The 19,920-nt window shown below is 42.9% G+C and carries 15 protein-coding genes and 1 other annotated feature; of the genes, 6 read left to right on the top strand and 9 right to left on the bottom strand.

The features are described from left to right. Positions 1–104: 104 nt before the first annotated feature. Positions 105–845, top strand: a complete 741-nt coding sequence (locus tag DWW86_RS12700) for a lysophospholipid acyltransferase family protein (protein WP_117943548.1) — start codon at positions 105–107, stop codon at positions 843–845. On the opposite strand, the gene DWW86_RS12695 is transcribed toward DWW86_RS12700, so the two are convergent. Then, a complete protein-coding gene (locus DWW86_RS12695) occupies positions 842–1,366 on the bottom strand; it encodes a spore maturation protein (protein ID WP_117943546.1) in 525 nt (174 codons plus the stop codon). The two genes, DWW86_RS12700 and DWW86_RS12695, sit on opposite strands and share 4 nt — an antisense overlap. A gap of 138 nt (positions 1,367–1,504) precedes the next feature. Further along, a complete protein-coding gene (locus DWW86_RS12690) occupies positions 1,505–2,740 on the bottom strand; it encodes a galactokinase (protein ID WP_117943544.1) in 1,236 nt (411 codons plus the stop codon). A 219-nt stretch (positions 2,741–2,959) separates the two neighbouring features. Between DWW86_RS12690 and DWW86_RS12685 the strand changes: the two genes are divergently transcribed. Continuing rightward, positions 2,960–3,844 (top strand): helix-turn-helix transcriptional regulator, encoded by an 885-nt coding sequence (locus DWW86_RS12685; protein WP_117943542.1) that lies wholly within the window; start codon positions 2,960–2,962, stop codon positions 3,842–3,844. 451 nt (positions 3,845–4,295) lie between these two features. After that, positions 4,296–5,069 carry an HD domain-containing protein gene (locus DWW86_RS12680; protein WP_117943540.1) on the top strand — a complete coding sequence of 258 codons (774 nt, stop codon included), beginning with the start codon at positions 4,296–4,298 and terminating at the stop codon, positions 5,067–5,069. Here DWW86_RS12680 and DWW86_RS12675 read toward each other — a convergent pair. The 3 genes from DWW86_RS12675 to ileS form a co-directional block, all read right to left on the bottom strand. Next, positions 5,041–5,685, bottom strand: coding sequence for a nucleoside recognition protein (locus DWW86_RS12675; protein ID WP_117943539.1), 645 nt, complete (start codon positions 5,683–5,685; stop codon positions 5,041–5,043). The genes DWW86_RS12680 and DWW86_RS12675 overlap by 29 nt on opposite strands. Positions 5,686–5,879: 194 nt before the next feature. Further along, a complete protein-coding gene (locus DWW86_RS12670; protein WP_353652713.1) occupies positions 5,880–8,333 on the bottom strand; it encodes a glycogen/starch/alpha-glucan phosphorylase in 2,454 nt (817 codons plus the stop codon). 101 nt (positions 8,334–8,434) lie between these two features. Next, complete coding sequence (gene ileS / locus DWW86_RS12665; protein ID WP_072522377.1) at positions 8,435–11,587, bottom strand: isoleucine--tRNA ligase; 3,153 nt, start codon at positions 11,585–11,587, stop codon at positions 8,435–8,437. Between the two features lie 82 nt (positions 11,588–11,669). Further along, positions 11,670–11,904: a binding site (T-box leader), on the bottom strand. An 803-nt stretch (positions 11,905–12,707) separates the two neighbouring features. On the opposite strand from ileS, the gene DWW86_RS12660 reads away from it, so the two are divergent. After that, positions 12,708–13,946 carry a D-alanyl-D-alanine carboxypeptidase family protein gene (locus DWW86_RS12660; protein WP_117943535.1) on the top strand — a complete coding sequence of 413 codons (1,239 nt, stop codon included), beginning with the start codon at positions 12,708–12,710 and terminating at the stop codon, positions 13,944–13,946. On the opposite strand, the gene DWW86_RS12655 is transcribed toward DWW86_RS12660, so the two are convergent. From DWW86_RS12655 to DWW86_RS12640, 4 genes are all read right to left on the bottom strand, one after another. Beyond that, positions 13,929–14,888, bottom strand: coding sequence for a 3'-5' exonuclease (locus tag DWW86_RS12655; RefSeq protein WP_117943533.1), 960 nt, complete (start codon positions 14,886–14,888; stop codon positions 13,929–13,931). The genes DWW86_RS12660 and DWW86_RS12655 overlap by 18 nt on opposite strands. Positions 14,889–15,086: 198 nt before the next feature. Further along, positions 15,087–16,595, bottom strand: coding sequence for a S1C family serine protease (locus tag DWW86_RS12650; protein ID WP_117943531.1), 1,509 nt, complete (start codon positions 16,593–16,595; stop codon positions 15,087–15,089). Between the two features lie 141 nt (positions 16,596–16,736). Continuing rightward, positions 16,737–17,384, bottom strand: a complete 648-nt coding sequence (locus DWW86_RS12645; RefSeq protein WP_117943529.1) for an L-rhamnose mutarotase — start codon at positions 17,382–17,384, stop codon at positions 16,737–16,739. A 95-nt stretch (positions 17,385–17,479) separates the two neighbouring features. Continuing rightward, positions 17,480–17,956: a DUF2284 domain-containing protein gene (locus tag DWW86_RS12640; RefSeq protein ID WP_117943527.1), complete on the bottom strand. Its 477-nt coding sequence runs from the start codon at positions 17,954–17,956 to the stop codon at positions 17,480–17,482. 150 nt (positions 17,957–18,106) lie between these two features. On the opposite strand from DWW86_RS12640, the gene DWW86_RS12635 reads away from it, so the two are divergent. After that, a complete protein-coding gene (locus DWW86_RS12635; RefSeq protein ID WP_117943525.1) occupies positions 18,107–18,775 on the top strand; it encodes a response regulator transcription factor in 669 nt (222 codons plus the stop codon). A 46-nt stretch (positions 18,776–18,821) separates the two neighbouring features. After that, positions 18,822–19,850, top strand: a complete 1,029-nt coding sequence (locus DWW86_RS12630) for a sensor histidine kinase (RefSeq protein WP_117943523.1) — start codon at positions 18,822–18,824, stop codon at positions 19,848–19,850. The last annotated feature ends 70 nt before the right edge of the window (positions 19,851–19,920 follow it).

The raw sequence follows: 19,920 nt of genomic DNA, 5'->3' as shown, positions 1-19,920 counted from the left end.
ATTGCAAGTATTTCCAAAATCACTTATACTTGTACCAGAGTCCCGTTTTTCGGGATGCTTTTATCTTAGTTTTTATTTCAATTTAACAGAAAGAGGACTTTATTATGATTCGTCTTATCATTGTTGCGATCACAGTCATCGGATTTCTGATTCTTTCCATTCCGATTCTGTTCATCGAATGGATCATCGGCAAATTTTCACCGCGCACGAAAGAAATCAGTTCTTTACGCCTCATACAGGGAGTATTCAAACTGATTTTGTGGGAAGCCGGCACGAAGGTGACGATTATCGGTGAAGAAAATGTTCCGAAAGATACACCTGTGCTTTACATCGGAAACCATCGAAGCTATTTTGACATTGTGCTCAGCTACAGCCGCTGCCCGCTCCGCACCGGTTACATCGCCAAGAAAGAAATGGAGCGTTACCCGCTTCTTTCCAACTGGATGCGCTATCTTCACTGTCTGTTCCTTGACCGAAAAGATATCAAACAGGGACTGAAAACTATCCTGACCGCAATCGAAAAAGTAAAATCCGGCATCTCCATCTGTATCTTCCCGGAAGGTACTCGAAACGCAAATGCAGACGAGCTGGAGCTCCTTCCGTTCCATGAAGGAAGTTTCAAAATCGCCAGCAAATCCGGATGCGCGATCATTCCGATGGCTATGAACAACACCGCCGAAATCTTTGAGGCACATATGCCCAAAATCAAAGCAACTCATGTCGTTTTGGAATACGGCAAACCAATCTACGTAAAAGAGCTTTCCAGGGAAGACCAGAAACATCTCGGTGTATACACACAGAATGTGATCCATGAGATGCTTGAAAAAAACAAAGAGCTTATTTAAAACAACCGCCCGATACACACAGCAGCCATCATTCCGGCAAGTGAGGCAAGCAATGCCCCCGGCAGCGTGTATCGGGTTTTTTGTACCCCTACAGAACCAAAATATACACTCATACAGTAAAAAACACTTTCTGTTGCGCTCAACATCAGTGCGGCCATCAGTCCTGTCGGAGAATCCGTTCCGAACTGTTTGAAAATATCCAGAAGCAGACCTGTCGCCGCACTGGAAGAAAAAAGTCTCACCAACCCCAACGGAAAAAGTTCCGGTGCGATATCAAGCGCCCCCGATGCCTTTGAAAGTATGCCTCCCAGAAATTCAAGAAAACCTGACGCACGCAGAACTCCGACCGCCGTCATCAGCCCGATCAGTGTCGGAACAAGTCTCCATATGATCTTTAAGCCTTCCTCTGCCCCTTCCACAAAATCATTATAAATATTTCTTTTTGCGATCAGTCCATATCCAAGTATGTACAAAATTAAAACAGGTATCATAAATACAGAAATGTAAGAAATAAATTTCATAGAAAAAATTCCTCTTATCTGTAGTTATGATACCTTATGAAGGGTTCGCTATGATTTATGTATAATTTGTCATTTGTAGCTGAATATTTTTTTATCAAAGATAAACAACTGATGTCGTTTTTCTTTTTACGCTATTAATTATCCGATATGGGCAGCACCTACGGCACGGATATCCATCGGATATACATTTTCTTTGCCGACAAATCTGGAAATATATTCTACATAGTTATCCTGCTCTTTTTCCGGAACAATGGCTGCAATAACACCGGCAAAACCACCGCCATGAACACGGCATACACCTGCATCGATTTTTTTCAGGAAAAGCTGTGTCAGCGCAAGGGTTCTTGTGATCTTCTGCTCATGGAAATCTTTCATGGTGTAGCAGTTCTGCAGAAGTTCCCAGGAAGAAGTTCCTGATTCATTCACCAGTTCCAGAAATTTCTTATAATCTTCGTGATGGATCGCATCTGCAGCTTCCTCTACACGGGTAGTTTCTCCGAAGAAATGAAGCGCACGCAGAACAGCTCTGTCATCCTCGATTTCATTGCAGTGCGCAAGAAGTGCATCTACGTTTGTCTCGTGAAGAAGCTCTACACCAAGTACTTTGGCAACAGCTTTCATCTCACCCGGAATCTCAGAATATTCCTGACTGAGGTCTGCATGGCCCTTTCCGGTATTTACGATAACCAGTTTATAACCGAATTTTCCGAAGGAAAAATCAAGTTTGCTGTATTTCAGATTGTCTCTGTCTGCGAAATCAAACAGAACCGGGCCACCTACTGCACATGCCATCTGATCCATCATTCCGGAAGCCTTGTCCCAGTATACATTCTCTGCATACTGACCGATCTTAGCATAATCGTTGTAGGACATTTTACTTTCGTTGAAGAAGTAATCAATAATCGTGCAGATCAGCATTTCAAAGGATGCAGAAGAGCTGACACCCGCTGCGGCGATAACATTGGTGCTTACATAAGCGTCAAAGCCGGCCACTTTGAATCCGTTTTTCTGCGCGCCTTCCATCATACCGGCAACAAGTGCAACAGTTCCTTTTTTGTAGTTGCTTTTGCTGAGCTTGGTGAGGTCTACAACAATCTCATCTCTGTAGCCTTCACTTGTGATATGAATTACCTGTGTATCATTCGGGTATGCAGCTCCGATGGTATCAAGGTTGATACTTCCTGCAATTACTTTACCACCATTGTGATCTGTATGGTTTCCGATAATTTCAGTTCTTCCGGCGGAAGTAAAGTATTCTGCTTTGTCCTGTTTGTAGATTTTCTCAAAATGATCTGCAAGATCTTTAAAACGGGCACCGCTTACTTCGGTCTCTCCGTAAATTTCCTGAAGTTTTGCTGTTTCCGGTAAATTCATGACTTTGCTCTCCTTTTACATTATATTTTCTGTGCTTTTTATACGTTCGTGTGATTTATAAATTTATTATACTGTTTTCCTCAAAAATTACCTTAATTAATCTGCGAAAAAGTAGTAAAATATTGCGTTCTTCACAACTTTTTGTGTATAATAAAGGTAATTTTCTGCGTTAAGTTTAATGTAGTATTTTTTAGTTAGTACAGAGGAGATTGATTACCTATGCAGATCATTACCAACCAGTTTCAGAAGGAATTAAAAAAGCATGGCAGTGATTATTTTCCGTTTCTTGTCAGTTACCAGAGGCTTTCTGAATACGAATCCAATTCTTTTATGTGGCATTACCACCCGGAGATAGAAATTACCTATGTAGAGAAAGGTTCCATGCATTACCGTGTGAATAACCGTTCATTTCATCTGAATGAAGGCGATATTATTTTTTGTAATTCTAATGCCCTGCATACCGGAGAGATGGAAAATCAGAAGGATTGCTCATACATACCGATCACATTTGATCCCAAGCTGATCTACGGTTTTTTCAGGAGTACCATCTGTACAAAATACGTCACACCTGTGATTCAGAATCTGTCTGCCTGTGCCATGCACATTGATTATTCAGAAAGCTGGCATACAGTTTTTCGTGACCGGATGCTGGAAGTTATTGATCTTGACAAAAAAAGGCCGGACTTTTATGAACTGGATATTTCAATACGGATGCAGACTATGTGGCGCCTGCTTGTTGAGCATCTTCCTCACCATCCGATGACTGCCGCTTCCGATCTTACTGAATATGACCGGATTCGAAAGATCATTGCTTATGTGGAACAAAATTATATGAACCATATTACACTTGCTGAAATTTCTGAGCATATACACCTCTGCGAAAGTGAATGCACCAGACTGTTTAAACGGCATATGAATACAACACTTTTTTCTTTTCTGCAGGATTATCGGATTGAACGAAGTCTTGAGTACTTAAGTTCAGAAGGGACGATCAGCGAGATTGCAGGGAAGGTCGGATTCTCTGATTCAAACTACTATTCAAAGGTATTTGCAAAAGTGAAAGGATGCAGTCCGAGAGAATATCGGAAGAATTTAATGAAGTAATAAAAAACATAGTCTCACTGGCTTTAAATTTCATGGCAGATTTTGTCGAATCTTGTCAAACGATTTTTATTTTCGTATATTGTAAGTCATTTTTACATATGCTATAATGTCATCAGAAACTTATTATGTTATTCAAGTACCAAAAACGAAAACCCCTCGAGCCGGCACTCCGAGGGGTTTTCTATTCCGTTTTTTTATGGTGGCTTATTCCACAGGCTGGTCACCGACTATTTATCACCGTCCAGCCATTTGTTGATGCAATGACACACTACACCAGCCATGACAGTAAGTATAAAACTTATTATGTCATCCATAGTCACCTCCTTTCCGTACCGGTGGGAGGCGGTAACAATCCCACTATAGCACATGATGTACTACAGTTATGTCGAACCTTGTCAGTCAATCTATATTTTCGTATACTATAGAAAAATGTAAAAAGGGATGACTTTCTATGAACTATACAGACGCAAAAAACGAATTTGAACACTATCTGGATGGCTATGACCGCAACAATGATAAGGTCCGCCTGAAGATCATACATACCTACGGGGTGGTGCACGATATGGAAGAAATCTGCCACCGCATGGCTTTGTCCCCCGAAGATACCGAGCTGGCAAAGATTATTGCCCTGCTCCATGACATCGGACGCTTCGAACAGCTGAAACGCTTTGACAGTTTTGAGCCTGCTACCATGGATCATGCTGCTTACGGCATACAGGTATTATTTAAAGAGGGCATGATCCGCCGTTTTGTCCCGGAAAATCAGTGGGATGACATCATCCGCACTGCAATTGCCCTGCACAGCAATTTTAAATTAGAAAATATCTCTAATCCGCGAACGCTTCTCCATGCCCGTCTGATCCGGGATGCGGACAAGCTGGACAACTGCCGCGTAAAATTGGAAGATGATCTGCCTGTATTTATGGGTATGTCAGGTGAGGACATCGGTGCACAGACAATTACACCGAAAGTTTATGACACGGTTCTGTCCAACCAGTGCATTTATTCCCCGGATCGTGTTACAAAAATGGACTACTGGGTTTCCTACGTAGCACATTTCTGCGATATTTATTTCCGCGCAAGCTTTGACATCATCAAAGAACATGATTATCTCAATAAAATTATAGACCGGATTCCATACAGCAATCCTGATACCAAAAATAAAATGGAAACGATTCGTTCCCACCTTGCAGAGTTTATCCATCATGCTCACGGATGTGAATAACCTTACAGAAGATCACAGCCACTGCTGTACTGACAGCGGTGGCAAGAATCGCCGGCCCAACAATCGCCGTCGGATCTGCACTTCCATATTTCGCCCGGTAAGCGATCATATTTACAGGAATCAGCTGCAGGGAAGAAACATTGATGATCAGAAACGTGCACATTTCATTACTGGCAACTATACTGCTATTTCCGGCAGTATCTTTTTTCTTTCCGCTATCTTCTGCATTCCTCTCTGCTTTTTCTTTCTTCAGCTGCAATTCTTTCAGTTCTTTCATCGCGCACAGGCCCGAACTTGTACTCGCCCATGACAGCCCCAGTACATTCGAAAGAAAGTTAAGACATATATAATGCGCCGCTTTTGATTCTGTGTCCAGTTTCGGAAACAGAAACCTTATCAGTGGTCTCATCTTGTCCGCAAGCCCCGCAACCAGCCCGGAAGCCTCCGCAATCTTCATCATCCCTGTCCACATCGCCGTGATTCCCGCCATAGAAATACAAAGACTGACCGCTTCCCCCGAACATGACACAAAAGCCTTCGTAACTTCATCCACATTTCCGACCAGCACACCATACATAATCCCGATCAGAAGCATCCCACCCCATAGATACGCCATTGCTGTACCCCCAAACCATTCCCTCTCTCTTTATTTTATATATCTCTGCTTTCTCCATATTCATATTTTTTCTTAAAACCCAAAGTCCAGACTTCCATTTCGAAGTCTAACCTTCTCACATTTCTGCATTTTCTCCAAAATAAAAGACCAGACCCTTTTTTCAAAGAATCCAGTCTTTTATAAATTATAAGTTATTATTTGATATATACTTTATCCAGATGCCAGATATCTTCCACATACTCTTCGATCGTTCTGTCGGATGTGAACTTACCTGCGCACGCTGTATTCAGCATTGCCATACGAGCCCAGCCTTTTTCGTCTTTGTATGCTTCTTCCACTTTCTTCTGCGCTGCTGCATAGGAACGGAAGTCAGCAAGGATAAAGTACTGGTCTGCTCTTTCTCCACCGTTCTGGTTGAGAAGAGAATTATACAGATCACGGAACAGTTCTGTATCAGAAGAGAAGGTTCCGTTAACAAGCTCTGTCAGTACCTGACGGATCTCGTCATCTGTGTTGTAGATAACTCTCGGATCATATCCACCATTGTTTTCATAGTTGATAACTTCGTCTGCGCTCAGACCGAAGATAAATGCATTTTCTTTACCTACTTCATCCACGATCTCAACGTTTGCACCATCCATGGTTCCCAGAGTCGGTGCACCGTTCAGCATAAATTTCATGTTACCTGTACCGGAAGCCTCTTTACTTGCAGTAGAAATCTGCTCGGAAACATCTGCTGCTGCAAAGATCATCTCAGCGTTGGATACACGATAGTTCTCGATAAATACAACTTTCAGCTTGCCTTCGATAGAAGCATCATTGTTTACAACATCTGCTACAGAGTTGATCAGTTTGATGATTTTCTTAGCACGTGCATAACCTGCAGATGCTTTTGCTCCGAAGATAAATGTTCTTGGGTAGAAATCCATTTCCGGATGTTTCTTAATCTGGTCATACAGATAAATTACATGAAGGATGTTCAGAAGCTGACGTTTATACTCATGAAGTCTCTTAACCTGAACGTCAAAGATAGAACGTGGATTTACTTCTACTCCATTGTGCTCAAGGATGTATTTTGCCAGGCGAACTTTATTCTGGTATTTGATGTTCATGAATTCCTGCTGTGCTTTTTCATCATCCACATAAACTTTCAGTTTGCTGATCTGAGAAAGATCTGTGATCCATTCCGGTCCGATGTGATCGGTTACCCAGTCTGCAAGAAGCTGGTTTCCATGAAGCAGGAAACGTCTCTGTGTGATACCGTTTGTCTTGTTGTTGAATTTCTCCGGCATCATTTCATAGAAATCTTTCAGTTCCTGTTTCTTAAGGATTTCTGTATGAAGTTTTGCAACACCGTTTACAGAGTAGCCTGCAACGATTGCAAGATGTGCCATTTTGACCTGTCCGTCATAGAGGATTGCCATCTTCTTGATCTTGTCATAGTTTCCAGGATATTTTTCCTGAATCTCAAGAACGAAACGGCGGTTGATCTCTTCGATGATCTGGTATACACGAGGAAGCAGTCTGGAGAACAGCTCAACCGGCCATTTTTCAAGTGCTTCTGCCATGATAGTATGGTTTGTATAAGCAACTGCTTTGGTTGTAACAGACCATGCATCATCCCATCCGAGTCCTTCTTCATCCATAAGGATACGCATAAGTTCTGCAACAGCTACAGTCGGATGAGTATCGTTCATCTGGAAAGTAACTTTTTCGTGCAGTTTCATGATATCTTTGTGATTCTTTTTGTATTTTGCGATAGCAGCCTGAAGACTTGCAGATACGAAGAAATACTGCTGTTTCAGACGCAGTTCTTTACCTGCCATGTGGTTATCGTTCGGGTAAAGGACCTCAACAATGTTGCGGGCAAGGTTTTCCTGCTCAACCGCTTTTTTGTAATCACCTTTATCGAAGGAATCAAGCTCGAAATCTACGATTGGCTCTGCATCCCAGATTCTTAATGTATTTACGATTTTGTTGTTATATCCAACGATCGGCATATCAAACGGAACAGCTTTTACTGCCTGATATCCCTTATGCACAAATTTATTGGAGCCTGTTGCAGGATCATATTCAACATCAACATATCCGCCAAAATGAACCTCTTTTGCATATTCCGGACGACGAAGTTCGAACGGATATCCATTTTTCAGCCAGTTATCCGGTACTTCTACCTGATATCCGTCTTTGATCTGCTGTTTGAACATACCGTAACGATAACGGATACCACATCCATATGCGCTGTAGTTCAGAGTTGCAAGAGAATCAAGGAAGCATGCTGCAAGACGTCCCAGACCACCATTACCAAGTGCCGGGTCCGGCTCCTGATCTTCGATCACGTTGAGATCAAGACCAAGTTCATCCAGAGCTTCTTTTACTTCTTTGTATGCAGTCAGGTTGATCAGGTTGTTTCCAAGAGCTCGTCCCATCAGAAATTCCATGGACATATAATAAACAGTTTTCGGATCCTGCTCTTTATATGCATTCTGTGTTTCCAGCCAGTTATCAATGATAACGTCTTTTACGGTGTAACATACAGCCTGGAAAATCTGTTCCTGTGTAGCTTCTTCGAGTTTTTTACGATACAGGAATTTGACATTTTCCTTTACGCTCTCTTTGAAAGCTTCTTTTTTAAACTGCTTGTCGATCATCGCGTTTCCTCCTTATTGTGCAGCTTAAGCTGCGCTTTTTGTTCCCCCAATTTTACGAATCATGCCCGGTAAATTACCGGGCATGTATTGTTTACAAATTACATTTTTGCAACACCAAGAACAACTGGCTCTTTGTTGATGTTCCATTCTTTTACATAGCCATCGGTTGTGCCCAGAGTCATATCCTCTGCCAGTACTTCAGACATGATTTCCTCTTTGTGGTTCTTCATGAGTTCAAGAATCTTATCATTGTCTTTTGCATAGATATGGATCTTATCCATAACTTCAAATCCAGCTTCTTTTCTCATGGTCTGTACCTTGCTGACAATCTCGCGGACAAAGCCCTCTTCGATCAGCTCAGGTGTCAGATTTGTATCAAGAACTACGGAAATATCACCGTCTGCTTCTGTTACATACCCTTCTGTCTGTGCGGTCTCGATCAATAAATCTTCCTCAGAAAGTTCTGCCTTGTTTCCATCAATATCCAGTGTCAGAAGACCTGTGGTTCTCAGCTCATTCATAGCTTCTGTTCCATTGATCTCTGAAAGTGCCTTACGGATACCGTTCAGAAGTTTACCGTATTTTGGTCCTACTGTACGGAGCTGCGGCTTGAAGCTGTAAGAAATAAAGGATTCTACATCGCTGGCGAATTTTACTTCTTTGACATTCAGCTCATCTGCAATGATATCTGTATAGAACTCACCCATTTCTTTGTCCGCTTTTACGTACATTGTACCGATCGGCTGACGGTTCTTGATATTTGCAGTATTTCTTGCTGCACGTCCAAGAACAACTATCTTGAGGAGTTCTTCCATGTCATCTTCCAGCTCTTTGTCGATCCACTCTTCTTTTACTTCCGGGAAGTCGCAGAGATGGATACTTTCGATTGCCTCTTTATCGATGCTTCTTACAAGGTTCTGGTAGATTTCTTCTGTCATAAACGGAATCATCGGAGCTGCTGCTTTGGAAATTGTTACCAGTGCAGTATAAAGTGTCATGTAAGCATTGATCTTATCCTGCTCCATGCCTTTTGCCCAGAAACGTTCACGGCTTCTTCTTACATACCAGTTACTCATCTCATCTACAAATTCCTGCAGAGCTCTTGCACTTTCCGGAATCTTGTAGTTTGCAAGGCAGTCATCGACAGTCTTCACTACGGAGTTGAGCTTGCTTAAAAGCCATTTATCCATAACCGGAAGATTGTCATAATCTAAAGTATATTTTGTTGCGTCAAAATTGTCAATGTTTGCGTACAGTACAAAGAATGCATAAGTATTCCACAGAGTACCCATGAACTTACGCTGTCCTTCCTGAACAGCCTTGCCATGGAAACGGTTCGGCAGCCACGGAGCACTGTTGATATAGAAATACCAGCGGATTGCATCTGCACCGTATTTCTCAAGTGCATCAAACGGATCGACGGCATTTCCCTTGGATTTACTCATCTTCTGACCATTCTCATCCTGTACGTGTCCGAGAACGATAACGTTCTTGTATGGAGCCTGATTAAACAGGATCGTAGACTCGGCAAGCAGAGAATAGAACCATCCTCTTGTCTGGTCAACAGCTTCGGAAATGAAATCTGCCGGGAACTGTTTTTCAAAGAGTTCTTTGTTTTCAAATGGATAATGATGCTGTGCAAAAGGCATTGCTCCTGAATCAAACCAGCAGTCAATTACCTCCGGTACACGGTGCATGGTTCCACCACATTCCGGGCATTTCAGTGTGATCTCATCGATATATGGACGGTGAAGCTCTACTGTTTTGGCTTTTTCGTCACCGCTCATCTCGAAGAGTTCCTGGCGGCTTCCGATAGAATGCATATGTCCGCATTCACACTGCCAGATGTTCAGTGGTGTTCCCCAGTAACGGTTTCTGGAAATACCCCAGTCCTGAACGTTTTCCAGCCAGTCGCCGAAACGTCCCTTACCGATGCTCTCCGGAATCCAGTTGATGGTGTTGTTGTTGCGGATCAGGTCATCTTTGACTGCAGTCATCTTAATGAACCAGGATTCACGTGCATAGTAGATCAGTGGTGTATCACATCTCCAGCAATGCGGATAGTCATGCTCAAATTTCGGTGCATCAAAGAGTTTTCCTTCTTTGTCAAGATCCTGAAGTACAAGCGGATCAGCTTTCTTTACAAAGATTCCTGCATATGGAGTCTCTGCTGTCATATCACCTTTACCGTCTACAAACTGTACAAACGGAAGATCATAGTTACGTCCGATACGGCTGTCGTCTTCACCGAATGCCGGTGCGATATGAACGATACCGGTACCATCACTCATAGTTACATAGTTATCTGCTGTAACGAAGTGAGCTTTCTTTTTCTGTTTTGCTGCTGCCTCTCCTGCACATGCAAAAAGCGGCTCATATTCTTTGTATTCCAGATCTTTACCAATATATTTCTCAAGTACTTCGTATGCCGGTGTTTCTTCGGACCCAAGTTTGCCGAGAACTTTATCAAGTAAAGCTTCTGCCATGTAATAAGTATAACCGTCTGCTGCTTTTACTTTGCAGTAAGTCTCATCCGGATTTACGCAAAGTGCAACGTTGGACGGAAGTGTCCATGGTGTTGTTGTCCATGCAAGGAAGTATGCATCTTCACCGACAACTTTGAAACGAACGATTGCTGAACGTTCTTTGACTGTTTTGTAGCCCTGAGAAACTTCCTGCGCGGAAAGTGGTGTACCACAACGCGGACAGTAAGGAACGATTTTAAATCCTTTGTACAGGAGTTTCTTGTTCCAGATTTCTTTCAGTGCCCACCACTCTGACTCGATATAGTCATCATGATAGGTAACGTATGGATTTTCCATATCAGCCCAGAAACCAACGGTTGAAGAAAAGTCTTCCCACATTCCTTTGTATTTCCAGACACTTTCTTTACACTGCTGAATGAATGGCTCCATACCATATTCCTCGATCTGCTCTTTGCCATCCAGACCAAGTTTCTTCTCTACTTCCAGCTCAACCGGAAGTCCGTGGGTATCCCATCCTGCTTTACGAGGTACCATGTAGCCTTTCATTGTACGGTATCTCGGAATCATATCTTTGATAACACGGGTCAGTACATGACCGATGTGTGGTTTGCCGTTTGCGGTCGGCGGTCCGTCATAGAACATATAAGTAGGATCATCTTTACGGTCTTCCATACTTTTTTCGAAAATATGGTTTTCTTTCCAGAATTTTTCTACTTGTTTTTCGCGGTCTACAAAATTCAGGTTCGTATCTACCTTCTGGTACACAACAAATTCCTCCTTTTATTGTAAGAAAATAATCAAAACGGACAAGTCCATTTCCCAGTAAAATAAAAAAACTTCCGTCCTGTAAAAGGACGAAAGCAATTTCCACATTCGCACCACCTGTTACATTGTACGGGCCGGTAGTAATAAACGCCAATACATGTTCCCTTTAACGGCGGAAAACCGTCTCTCCTTACTGAGAATTTCAGGAAAGAAACTCCGGAGTGATCTTCGATAAAAATTACTGGCACCGGGCTTCCACCTGTCCCCGGCTCTCTGATGTGTTCATTTTTATTTACTGTCTCCATCATGGTTTTTACTTATTTATACGTGCTGTTTTATTATACGGTGTTAATTTTCGATATGTCAAGGTCTTTTTGCGATATTTACGGGGTTTTATCAGGGTTTTGCGGTGATTTTACATGGATTTGACCCTTGTATGAGAAAAACGATTACAGTATAATTGGAAAGAATGATATACTATAGAAAATACTTTGAGAAAACTGCATTCTTTATCAGAGCACATCAACTCAGATGCAGGCTTCGTCACCTGTAAGTACTAAGACCTATTCTTCCTGTTAAAAACACTCATAAAAAGCCCAAACTCGCTTCGCTCAAACAGTGTGCTTTTTATTCGTAACACAGTCAGAATATGCCTAAGAACTTACAAGGCTCCTGCAGAGCGCTTCTGATTCGATGTGCTCTATAAAAAATCCCAGTTCTTCTCCTTTTCCCGGACCGCGGGGCGGCGAACACTACAAACATACCGACAGCTTCCCCGCCCCGCTAGCCAGAACTTTATATTAACAATATGATGCAGAGGAAAGCATCTGTGCTTGATCCGGATATCAAACATGTCTGAAATATCCGGTTCTGTATCGCTTGAGAGAATTTGTAGAAGTACCTAAGGTACAAATCTTTGCGTTGTATGAAAAAAAGGCATTGTCTGAGCGTCAGCGAGTTTGGCTTTTTTTCATACGCTCTTAGCAAAGGCATGTACCTCTGGTACTTCTGAATTCTCGAACCTGATACAGAATCCAGATATTTCATGGCATGTAAAGATAGCTCCCTCAACACTATCTCTTCCTCTGCTCCAACATTTTAATATCAGAAAGGTACACATATGAATATAAAGAAAACACTCCGGCGTCTTCTGACCGCTACTCTCTGTTCTACCGTATTTATCGTGCAGGCAGTCCCGGTCTTCGCCACAGACAGCTACGGCGCGCCTCTGGTCACAGCCACACCGACGCCCAACCCGCACACCGCCTATTACACTCAACCCGCCGATACAGATTCCATCGAAGGCTGGGTAAAAGCGCCTCAGATCGAAGGAGAATCTGCAATCCTTGTCGACATGCTCTCCGGTACCGTCCTTTACTCCAAAAACGCTGATAAGGCACAGTATCCGGCAAGCATCACAAAGATCATGACCGGTCTCCTCGGCTGTGAAAATCTGGATCCGTCTGCAAAATTTACCATGACTGAATCCGCTGCCCGCAGTATTACCGAATCCAACAGTTCCAGCATCTACGCAGATACCGGCGAAGAATTTACAATTGAGCAGGCACTGATGGCGGTCATGCTCCAGTCCGCCAATGAAATGACACTGGCAATCGCAGAACTCACTTCCGGCTCCACCAAAAAATTTGTCGAACAGATGAATCTGAAAGCCCGTCAGCTCGGCTGCACCAACACACATTTCAACAATCCGAACGGTCTGCCGGATGAGACACATTACACCACAGCTTCCGACATGGCAAAGATTGCCCGTGCCGCATGGTTCAACTTCACCTTCCGCAAATTTGTAACAACCGGATACTACGAAATCCCACCGACAAACAAATTCGCAGAAACACGTTATCTCCTGAATCATCACAAAATGATGAGCGGACAGACTTATGCGTATGATGGGGTCCTCGGCGGCAAAACAGGCTACACAGAAGCTGCCGGCAATACCCTTGTCACCTATGCAAAAAATGATAACACCTACCTCGTAGCTGTTGTCATGCAGTCTGTAAATGGTGCCTATTCCGACACAAAAGCATTACTGGATTACGGATTCAACAATTTTTCCAGATCAAAACTAACCGACCTGAGAAAAGAAATTTCCCGATCCTGTCTGCCTGCGGAAAAATATATCCTCAAAGATTACAAAAACTTTACTTTGTTCCGTATGCGGCGGAACGGCTACGTCTCACTGCCAAAAGGTACCGACGTAAACCGGCTTTCAAAATCGTATTCCATGACAAAAAATCTGGCAGGTCTTCCCCTTCTGACCATCACATACAGTTATAACGGCCATGAGGTTGGAACTGCCAGATATTACCAGACACGGCTCCTCTCAGACGAACTTCTCTGACTGCCGTTTAGTCTGTCTTTTCTTGCGGAGGGAATCCCGTTTTTCACGGATTTCTTCCGCTTTTTCTTCATCAATTCTCTTTAATGTCTTGATCGCATAAAATGCATCTTCATCTGTATGGCGGATTCGCACTTTTCCTTTGATATAGCCATGTTTCTGACAAAAAGATACACTTTCATATGCCCTTGAATTATTCATAAACCAGCGGATCTTACGCTTCGCCGGCATATGGCAAACCGGACATTTTGTGCTTGCCACTTCCCGATCCTTTATGACTTTCTCTTTCTCAGCAAATTCACGTGATACATACTCATCATAATTCGGATATGATAAATAGATTTCTTCTTTTCTTGTCTTCGGATTCTGGTATACATCAATTGATGGATTTGCAAGCACCGCCGGCATATCCAGACGCTTAAATATCTCACCGGTATATTTCGCATCTGTCAGTGCCCGGTGGAACTCCTGCGCTTTCGGAAGATGCATCTTGTCGATTGCATACTCCAGACTCCGCCTGCATGGATCTTCATTATAACAGATGCCATAAATTTTCTGTGCATCGTAATATGTGACCGGACCTTTGATTTTCGAAAGCATCCCATAGTACTTCATATTACGCTGCAGTTCCATCACATCCTGATTGCCCCACGTACAAAATATCCATTCCTCTCCGCACCAGTCCAGAAACTCATCTGCTGCCTGCTGAAAAGACACACCATCTGCAAGATCCTTATAATCCACATGGATCACTTCGTGTATGCTGTCATGAATCCAGTTATATACCTGAGGTTTCACAAGTCTCTGAAAAACATCCACCACTTCTCTCTGCTCATTCATCTTGACCGCACCGATCTCAATGATCTCAAAAGGCAGACGACTGTTGGAATATTTTTTGCCGCCGGGACTCTGATTCCACTCAAGGTCAAAAACAATATAGTTCATACAGTAGTTCCTTCTTTTTATTTGCAATACAATTCAACTCATTTTTTCTCTGTTGTCTAGTATAACAGACAGATTCGTTTCTTTCAACAAAACAGCACACACCTGCGGACAGAAAAAGACCGATACCATTTCCCGGTACCGGTCTTTTCTGCTTATAAAATTTATTTTACGGAGATCTGAAATCCCGCAATCAACTGATTAATTGAGAAATCCAAAGAACTGTTCATATGTAGCTCCGTCTGGTTCCTGATTCTCAAAATCCTCAAGAAGACTGTCTGTACTCTGGTCTTCATCATCGCCCTGATCCTGGCTGTCCTGTGAATCCGATTCGTCCTTTGAGTCATCCTTTGAATCTTTGTCGGAATCTGTATCTTTATTTTCACCAAGTGTTACGGTTACAGTTTTTTCTTTATATTCCCCGCCATCCGCAACTTCAAGAGTTACTTCAACATCTTCACCTGGCTCATAATACCCAAGGCGGCTTACCAGTTCATCAATACTGCGGATTCTCTTGCCATCGAATTTTGTTATGATGGATTTTTCTTTGATACCTGCATCCTCAGCTGCGCCACCTTCTGTTACTTCAGAAACAAGCACACCTTCCGGTATTCCGTAATACTGAGAAGCCTCATCACTTACTGTCATACCTGTGATTCCGAGCACACCGTGATTGTCAACTTTGTCTCGTGGAGTCTCATTCATCAGGTCTTCAAGAGTATCTGTAACATCGGAGATTGCAATTGCATAACCCATACCTTCAACTTCTGTAGAAGCAAGTTTTGCTGAGTTAATACCGACAACTTCATCATCCATGTTCAGAAGTGCACCACCACTGTTACCAGGGTTAATTGCCGCATCTGTCTGAATCAGGTTTGTTGCATCAGAATCTTCATTCTCTTCTACGCCCTCTTCATTGAGTTTACGGTTCTTTGCACTGACAATACCGGTTGTTACAGACTGTCCGTAACCAAGTGCGTTACCGATTGCAACGACCTGCTCACCAACTTTCAGATCATTAGAGCTTCCGATCGTAGCTACTGCAATCTGATCCATCGTATCATCAGAAATATCTGAAAGAGCTACAGAAACAACTGCAAGGTCTTTGTCCTCATCATAACCATTTACGGTTGCTTCATAAGTCTCACCATCAATACATGTAACAGATACGGTATCTGCTCCACTTACAACATGATAATTGGTTGCGATCAGAAGGTTGTCATCGTTCTTTCCTACGATGATACCGGATCCACTTCCCTCAACTTCCTGCTGAGTAGTGAATCCCTGACTGCCGCCAAATCCGTAAGCGCCAAGGTAACTCTGTACATCCTGAACAGATTTTGTTGTGATTGCTACAACGGATTTCATTCCTTCTGCAACGATATCAGAAACATCAAGGCTTCCTTTTGTCTTTGATTCGGAATCATCTTTGCTTTCTTTATCATCTGATTTCTTATCAGCACTCTTCTTCTTTGATTTTGTCTGAAGAAGTGTGGTATTGTCTTTATTGGATGCAGCTTCTACTGTACTGCTGTTCCATCCGGTAATTGTATTGATTCCTTCAAAGGAGCCTGCTGCAAGACCACCGGCAAGTACTGCACAAAGAGCAATGCCTGCTGCCTTTTTCACTTTTTTTCTCATTCTTTCTTTTGGATCGTTATCATTATTCATATTGTTGTTCATCATTGCGTTGTTATTTTTATCGCTCATCAAAATCCCCTCCTTAGGATCATTACGTTTCACTTTATAAGAGCTTCCGGTGAATCGTTATCTCTGTTTCTGTTTTCCTTTTATGTCTAAGAGTATAAAGAGGATTTGTGTTTACTTTGTGGGAAAATTGTGATGAAATTGTTAATTATGCCATGCAAGACGTTTTACATCTGCGTGAACATCACCTGTCATCCAGTCTACATCGTTTGTGATCCAGTCCATGATACCGAGCTGGCGCATTTCCCATTCAACCGTCTGCTCTCTTGCTTCAACAGTTTCTTCTACTTCCATGGTTGTATCGATCTCATCATATCCGAAGATATATCCACCGGCACTCCAGATACTGAAGTTGCTGTCCGGACCCGGATCTACGGTGTCGCCTCTCTGTGCGATCAGTCCGTCATGGCGTCTCTTGTATTCTTCCTCGCATCCGGTTTTAAGCTTTGTCATAAACATTCTGTGACGGATCAGTTCTTTATTTTCTCTTACAATACCAAAGTTGTGGTACATCAGACGCATATCTTTGCCCGGTGTGGAAATCCAGTCAAAAGTATCTTCAATCTTTGCAGTGATAGCATCTTTTGCTGCATTTTCTTCCTCACTTAACGCTGCACCATCTTCATTTTCATAGTAGCCGAAGATTAAATCTTCTGCATTCCAGATACTGAAATTCTTTACTTTATTGCGGTCAAGAAAAGTGGTCAGCTCCGGCCAGATCTCACCCAGTTTTTTGCGGTAGTCGTTCATTCTGCCGGCTTTTACTTTCATTGCAAATGCATGTCTTTCCATAATAAAAAGCCTCCTGTATTTAAATTTTGTCGTACAACTTTGTCGTTTTAATTTTAAGTCCATTCCCTTCAAAAATCAATGATGTAATATCTCATTCATTCATGAAACAAAATCTGTGAAAAATACCTCACCATTCCATCATCGGTCCAGCACAGCATCCCTGCTGCATCTGCCATTTTCTGTGCATCTACGCAGTATGCCGACATACAGGAGTTGTGTTTGTACGGTCCGGCGCTCATGATCAGGACATCCGTTTTGCCATCTGCTTTCATTTTTTCTGCAAGTTCTTCTGTCATTTTGTTCTGCAAAAGCTTGTCTTTCTTGTACTGCGACGGATCATGTGTATCTTCCTGCATGGTCTGCAGCACCAGCGTTTTTTCATACTGCAATGCACGCTGTTTCATCTCCTCTGCAGTTCCGCTCTCCGGCGGACAGGCCGGATTTACATTGTAACAACCGCATAAATTTTCTTCACAGAACATCCGGTATTCCGGTACAAAAACGAGCTGCGTGGTATCCATGACTGCCGCTCCCGAAAATCCCAGAAAGATTGCCTCCTTCACCAGATCCATATCAAAATCTCCCTTCTGTCTTCATCATGTAATTCTTATCTCAGACGTCAAATAATTCCTTTATCCTTATAATGCCACAAACTGAATTTTGTTGCAATCTTTCAAGGACATGTTATGATAAGCATAAAACTGTTACAGAAAGGAGCGCCCATGTACCGTATTTTTATCATCGAAGACGATGAGATCATCGCAAACCTTCTGAAAAAGAATCTCTGTTCCTGGGGATATGATGTCTCCTGCGCACAAGATTTTTCCAATATTATACAGGAATTTGCCCGTCTCGATCCGCAGCTCGTCCTGCTGGATCTGAAGCTGCCATTTTACAATGGTTTTCACTGGTGTGAGGAAATCCGCCGGATCTCTCAGGTACCGATCATCTTTATTTCCTCCGCTGCCGATAACATGAATATGGTCATGGCAATGAGCCGCGGCGCCGATGATTTTATTGCAAAACCATTTGACATGGATGTCCTGACTGCCAAAATACAGGCCATTCTCCGCCGCACCTATTCCTTCGGGACTCCCGGAAATGTACTGGAACACAAAGGTGCTGTCCTCAATCCGCCCCGCTGTACCCTGACCTGGAACGGCCACGATATCGCCCTTACCAAAAATGAGCTCCGCATTCTGGAGATTCTTCTCGAGCACGCCGGCAAAACAGTTTCCAGAGATGCGCTCATGACAAGACTCTGGGAAAGTGACAGCTTCGTTGATGACAACACATTAACCGTAAATATTACCCGCCTGCGCAGGAAACTGGAAGGTGAAGGTCTGAAAGATTTTATCATCACCAAAAAGGGGCTTGGCTACATGGTATAATACAAGAAGCACTGTAAGGTAATTTCTTATATGGAGCAATCACTTTATGAAACTCTTTCTCGACTACCTGAACAAAATAAAATTCCATATTCTGCTGATGATTTTTCCGACGATATTTACAGGGATCATTTTTTTCCTGTATCAGCTGTCGCCTGAACCGGTCCTGTACGTTGCACTCCTCTGGCTTCTGGCAGGACTTACCGCATGTATGACTGGCTTCAGTAACTACAGGAAAAAGCTGCAGCAGCTTACACTTGTAGCCACAGCACCGGATATCAATCTGTCCCGCATGGATACACCATCTGATCAGATTGAATCTCTTCAGCAGGATATCATGCATCGTCTGAATCAGATGCGTATGAATGTAGAAACCGCCGGCCAGAAATCTCTGGAAGAAATGACCGATTACTATACCATGTGGGCACATCAAATCAAAACTCCTATCTTTGCCCTGCGTCTGCTCCTTCAGGAAAATCCCTCCACAAATAAAGAAGCTCTCGCTGAACTTTTCAAGATTGAACAGTATGTCGAAATGGTTCTCGGTTATCTTCGTACAGAAGACATGTCTTCTGACCTGACACTTTCCTGCTGTTCTCTCGACTCGGTCATCCGCGATCAGATTCATAAATACGCCGGAATTTTTGTTTCCCGGAAGCTTTCCCTCACTTATGAAGGAATCTCTGAAAATGTCCTGACCGATGAAAAATGGCTCGAATTTGTGATCGGGCAGATTTTGTCAAACGCACTCAAATATACCCGTACCGGCGGTATCCATATTTATTTGAAAGATGCTCCTGCCGGGGACGATGTTTCAAACATAACTCCGGCAACTCCCGTTACACTCGTAATCGAAGACACCGGCATCGGCATTCGTGCTGAAGACCTGCCTCGCATATTCGAAAAAGGCTACACCGGAGTCAACGGACGGGAAAGCAATCGTGCGACCGGAATCGGTCTGTACCTCTGCAACAAGATCATGAATCGCCTTGGCCATCGCATTTATGCAGTTTCCGAAGAAGGAAAAGGCACGAAAGTTTTTCTGGAATTTTCTCAGGAAAATCTGACGATGTACTGATCTGATGCTGACTATGGGATAAAATTCATCGTAACTGTTCAGTACCCTCACAGTTACGAGTCAAAATGCA

The organism is Ruminococcus sp. AF17-22AC, from assembly GCF_003460065.1.
In the GTDB taxonomy this organism is placed as follows: domain Bacteria; phylum Bacillota; class Clostridia; order Lachnospirales; family Lachnospiraceae; genus Blautia_A.
The sequence above is the reverse complement of the archived record's forward strand: the minus strand, read 5'-3'. Positions and strand labels throughout refer to the sequence as shown.

Coding starts and splice junctions, on each gene's coding strand:
- DWW86_RS12690 (WP_117943544.1), bottom strand. CDS start 2,740: ATGAATTTACCGGAAACAGCAAAACTTCAGGAAATTTACGGAGAGACC.
- DWW86_RS12680 (WP_117943540.1), top strand. CDS start 4,296: ATGAACTATACAGACGCAAAAAACGAATTTGAACACTATCTGGATGGC.
- DWW86_RS12685 (WP_117943542.1), top strand. CDS start 2,960: ATGCAGATCATTACCAACCAGTTTCAGAAGGAATTAAAAAAGCATGGC.
- DWW86_RS12640 (WP_117943527.1), bottom strand. CDS start 17,956: ATGGATCTGGTGAAGGAGGCAATCTTTCTGGGATTTTCGGGAGCGGCA.
- DWW86_RS12695 (WP_117943546.1), bottom strand. CDS start 1,366: ATGAAATTTATTTCTTACATTTCTGTATTTATGATACCTGTTTTAATT.
- DWW86_RS12655 (WP_117943533.1), bottom strand. CDS start 14,888: ATGAACTATATTGTTTTTGACCTTGAGTGGAATCAGAGTCCCGGCGGC.
- DWW86_RS12650 (WP_117943531.1), bottom strand. CDS start 16,595: ATGAGCGATAAAAATAACAACGCAATGATGAACAACAATATGAATAAT.
- DWW86_RS12675 (WP_117943539.1), bottom strand. CDS start 5,685: ATGGCGTATCTATGGGGTGGGATGCTTCTGATCGGGATTATGTATGGT.
- DWW86_RS12660 (WP_117943535.1), top strand. CDS start 12,708: ATGAATATAAAGAAAACACTCCGGCGTCTTCTGACCGCTACTCTCTGT.
- DWW86_RS12630 (WP_117943523.1), top strand. CDS start 18,822: ATGAAACTCTTTCTCGACTACCTGAACAAAATAAAATTCCATATTCTG.
- DWW86_RS12635 (WP_117943525.1), top strand. CDS start 18,107: ATGTACCGTATTTTTATCATCGAAGACGATGAGATCATCGCAAACCTT.
- DWW86_RS12645 (WP_117943529.1), bottom strand. CDS start 17,384: ATGGAAAGACATGCATTTGCAATGAAAGTAAAAGCCGGCAGAATGAAC.
- DWW86_RS12700 (WP_117943548.1), top strand. CDS start 105: ATGATTCGTCTTATCATTGTTGCGATCACAGTCATCGGATTTCTGATT.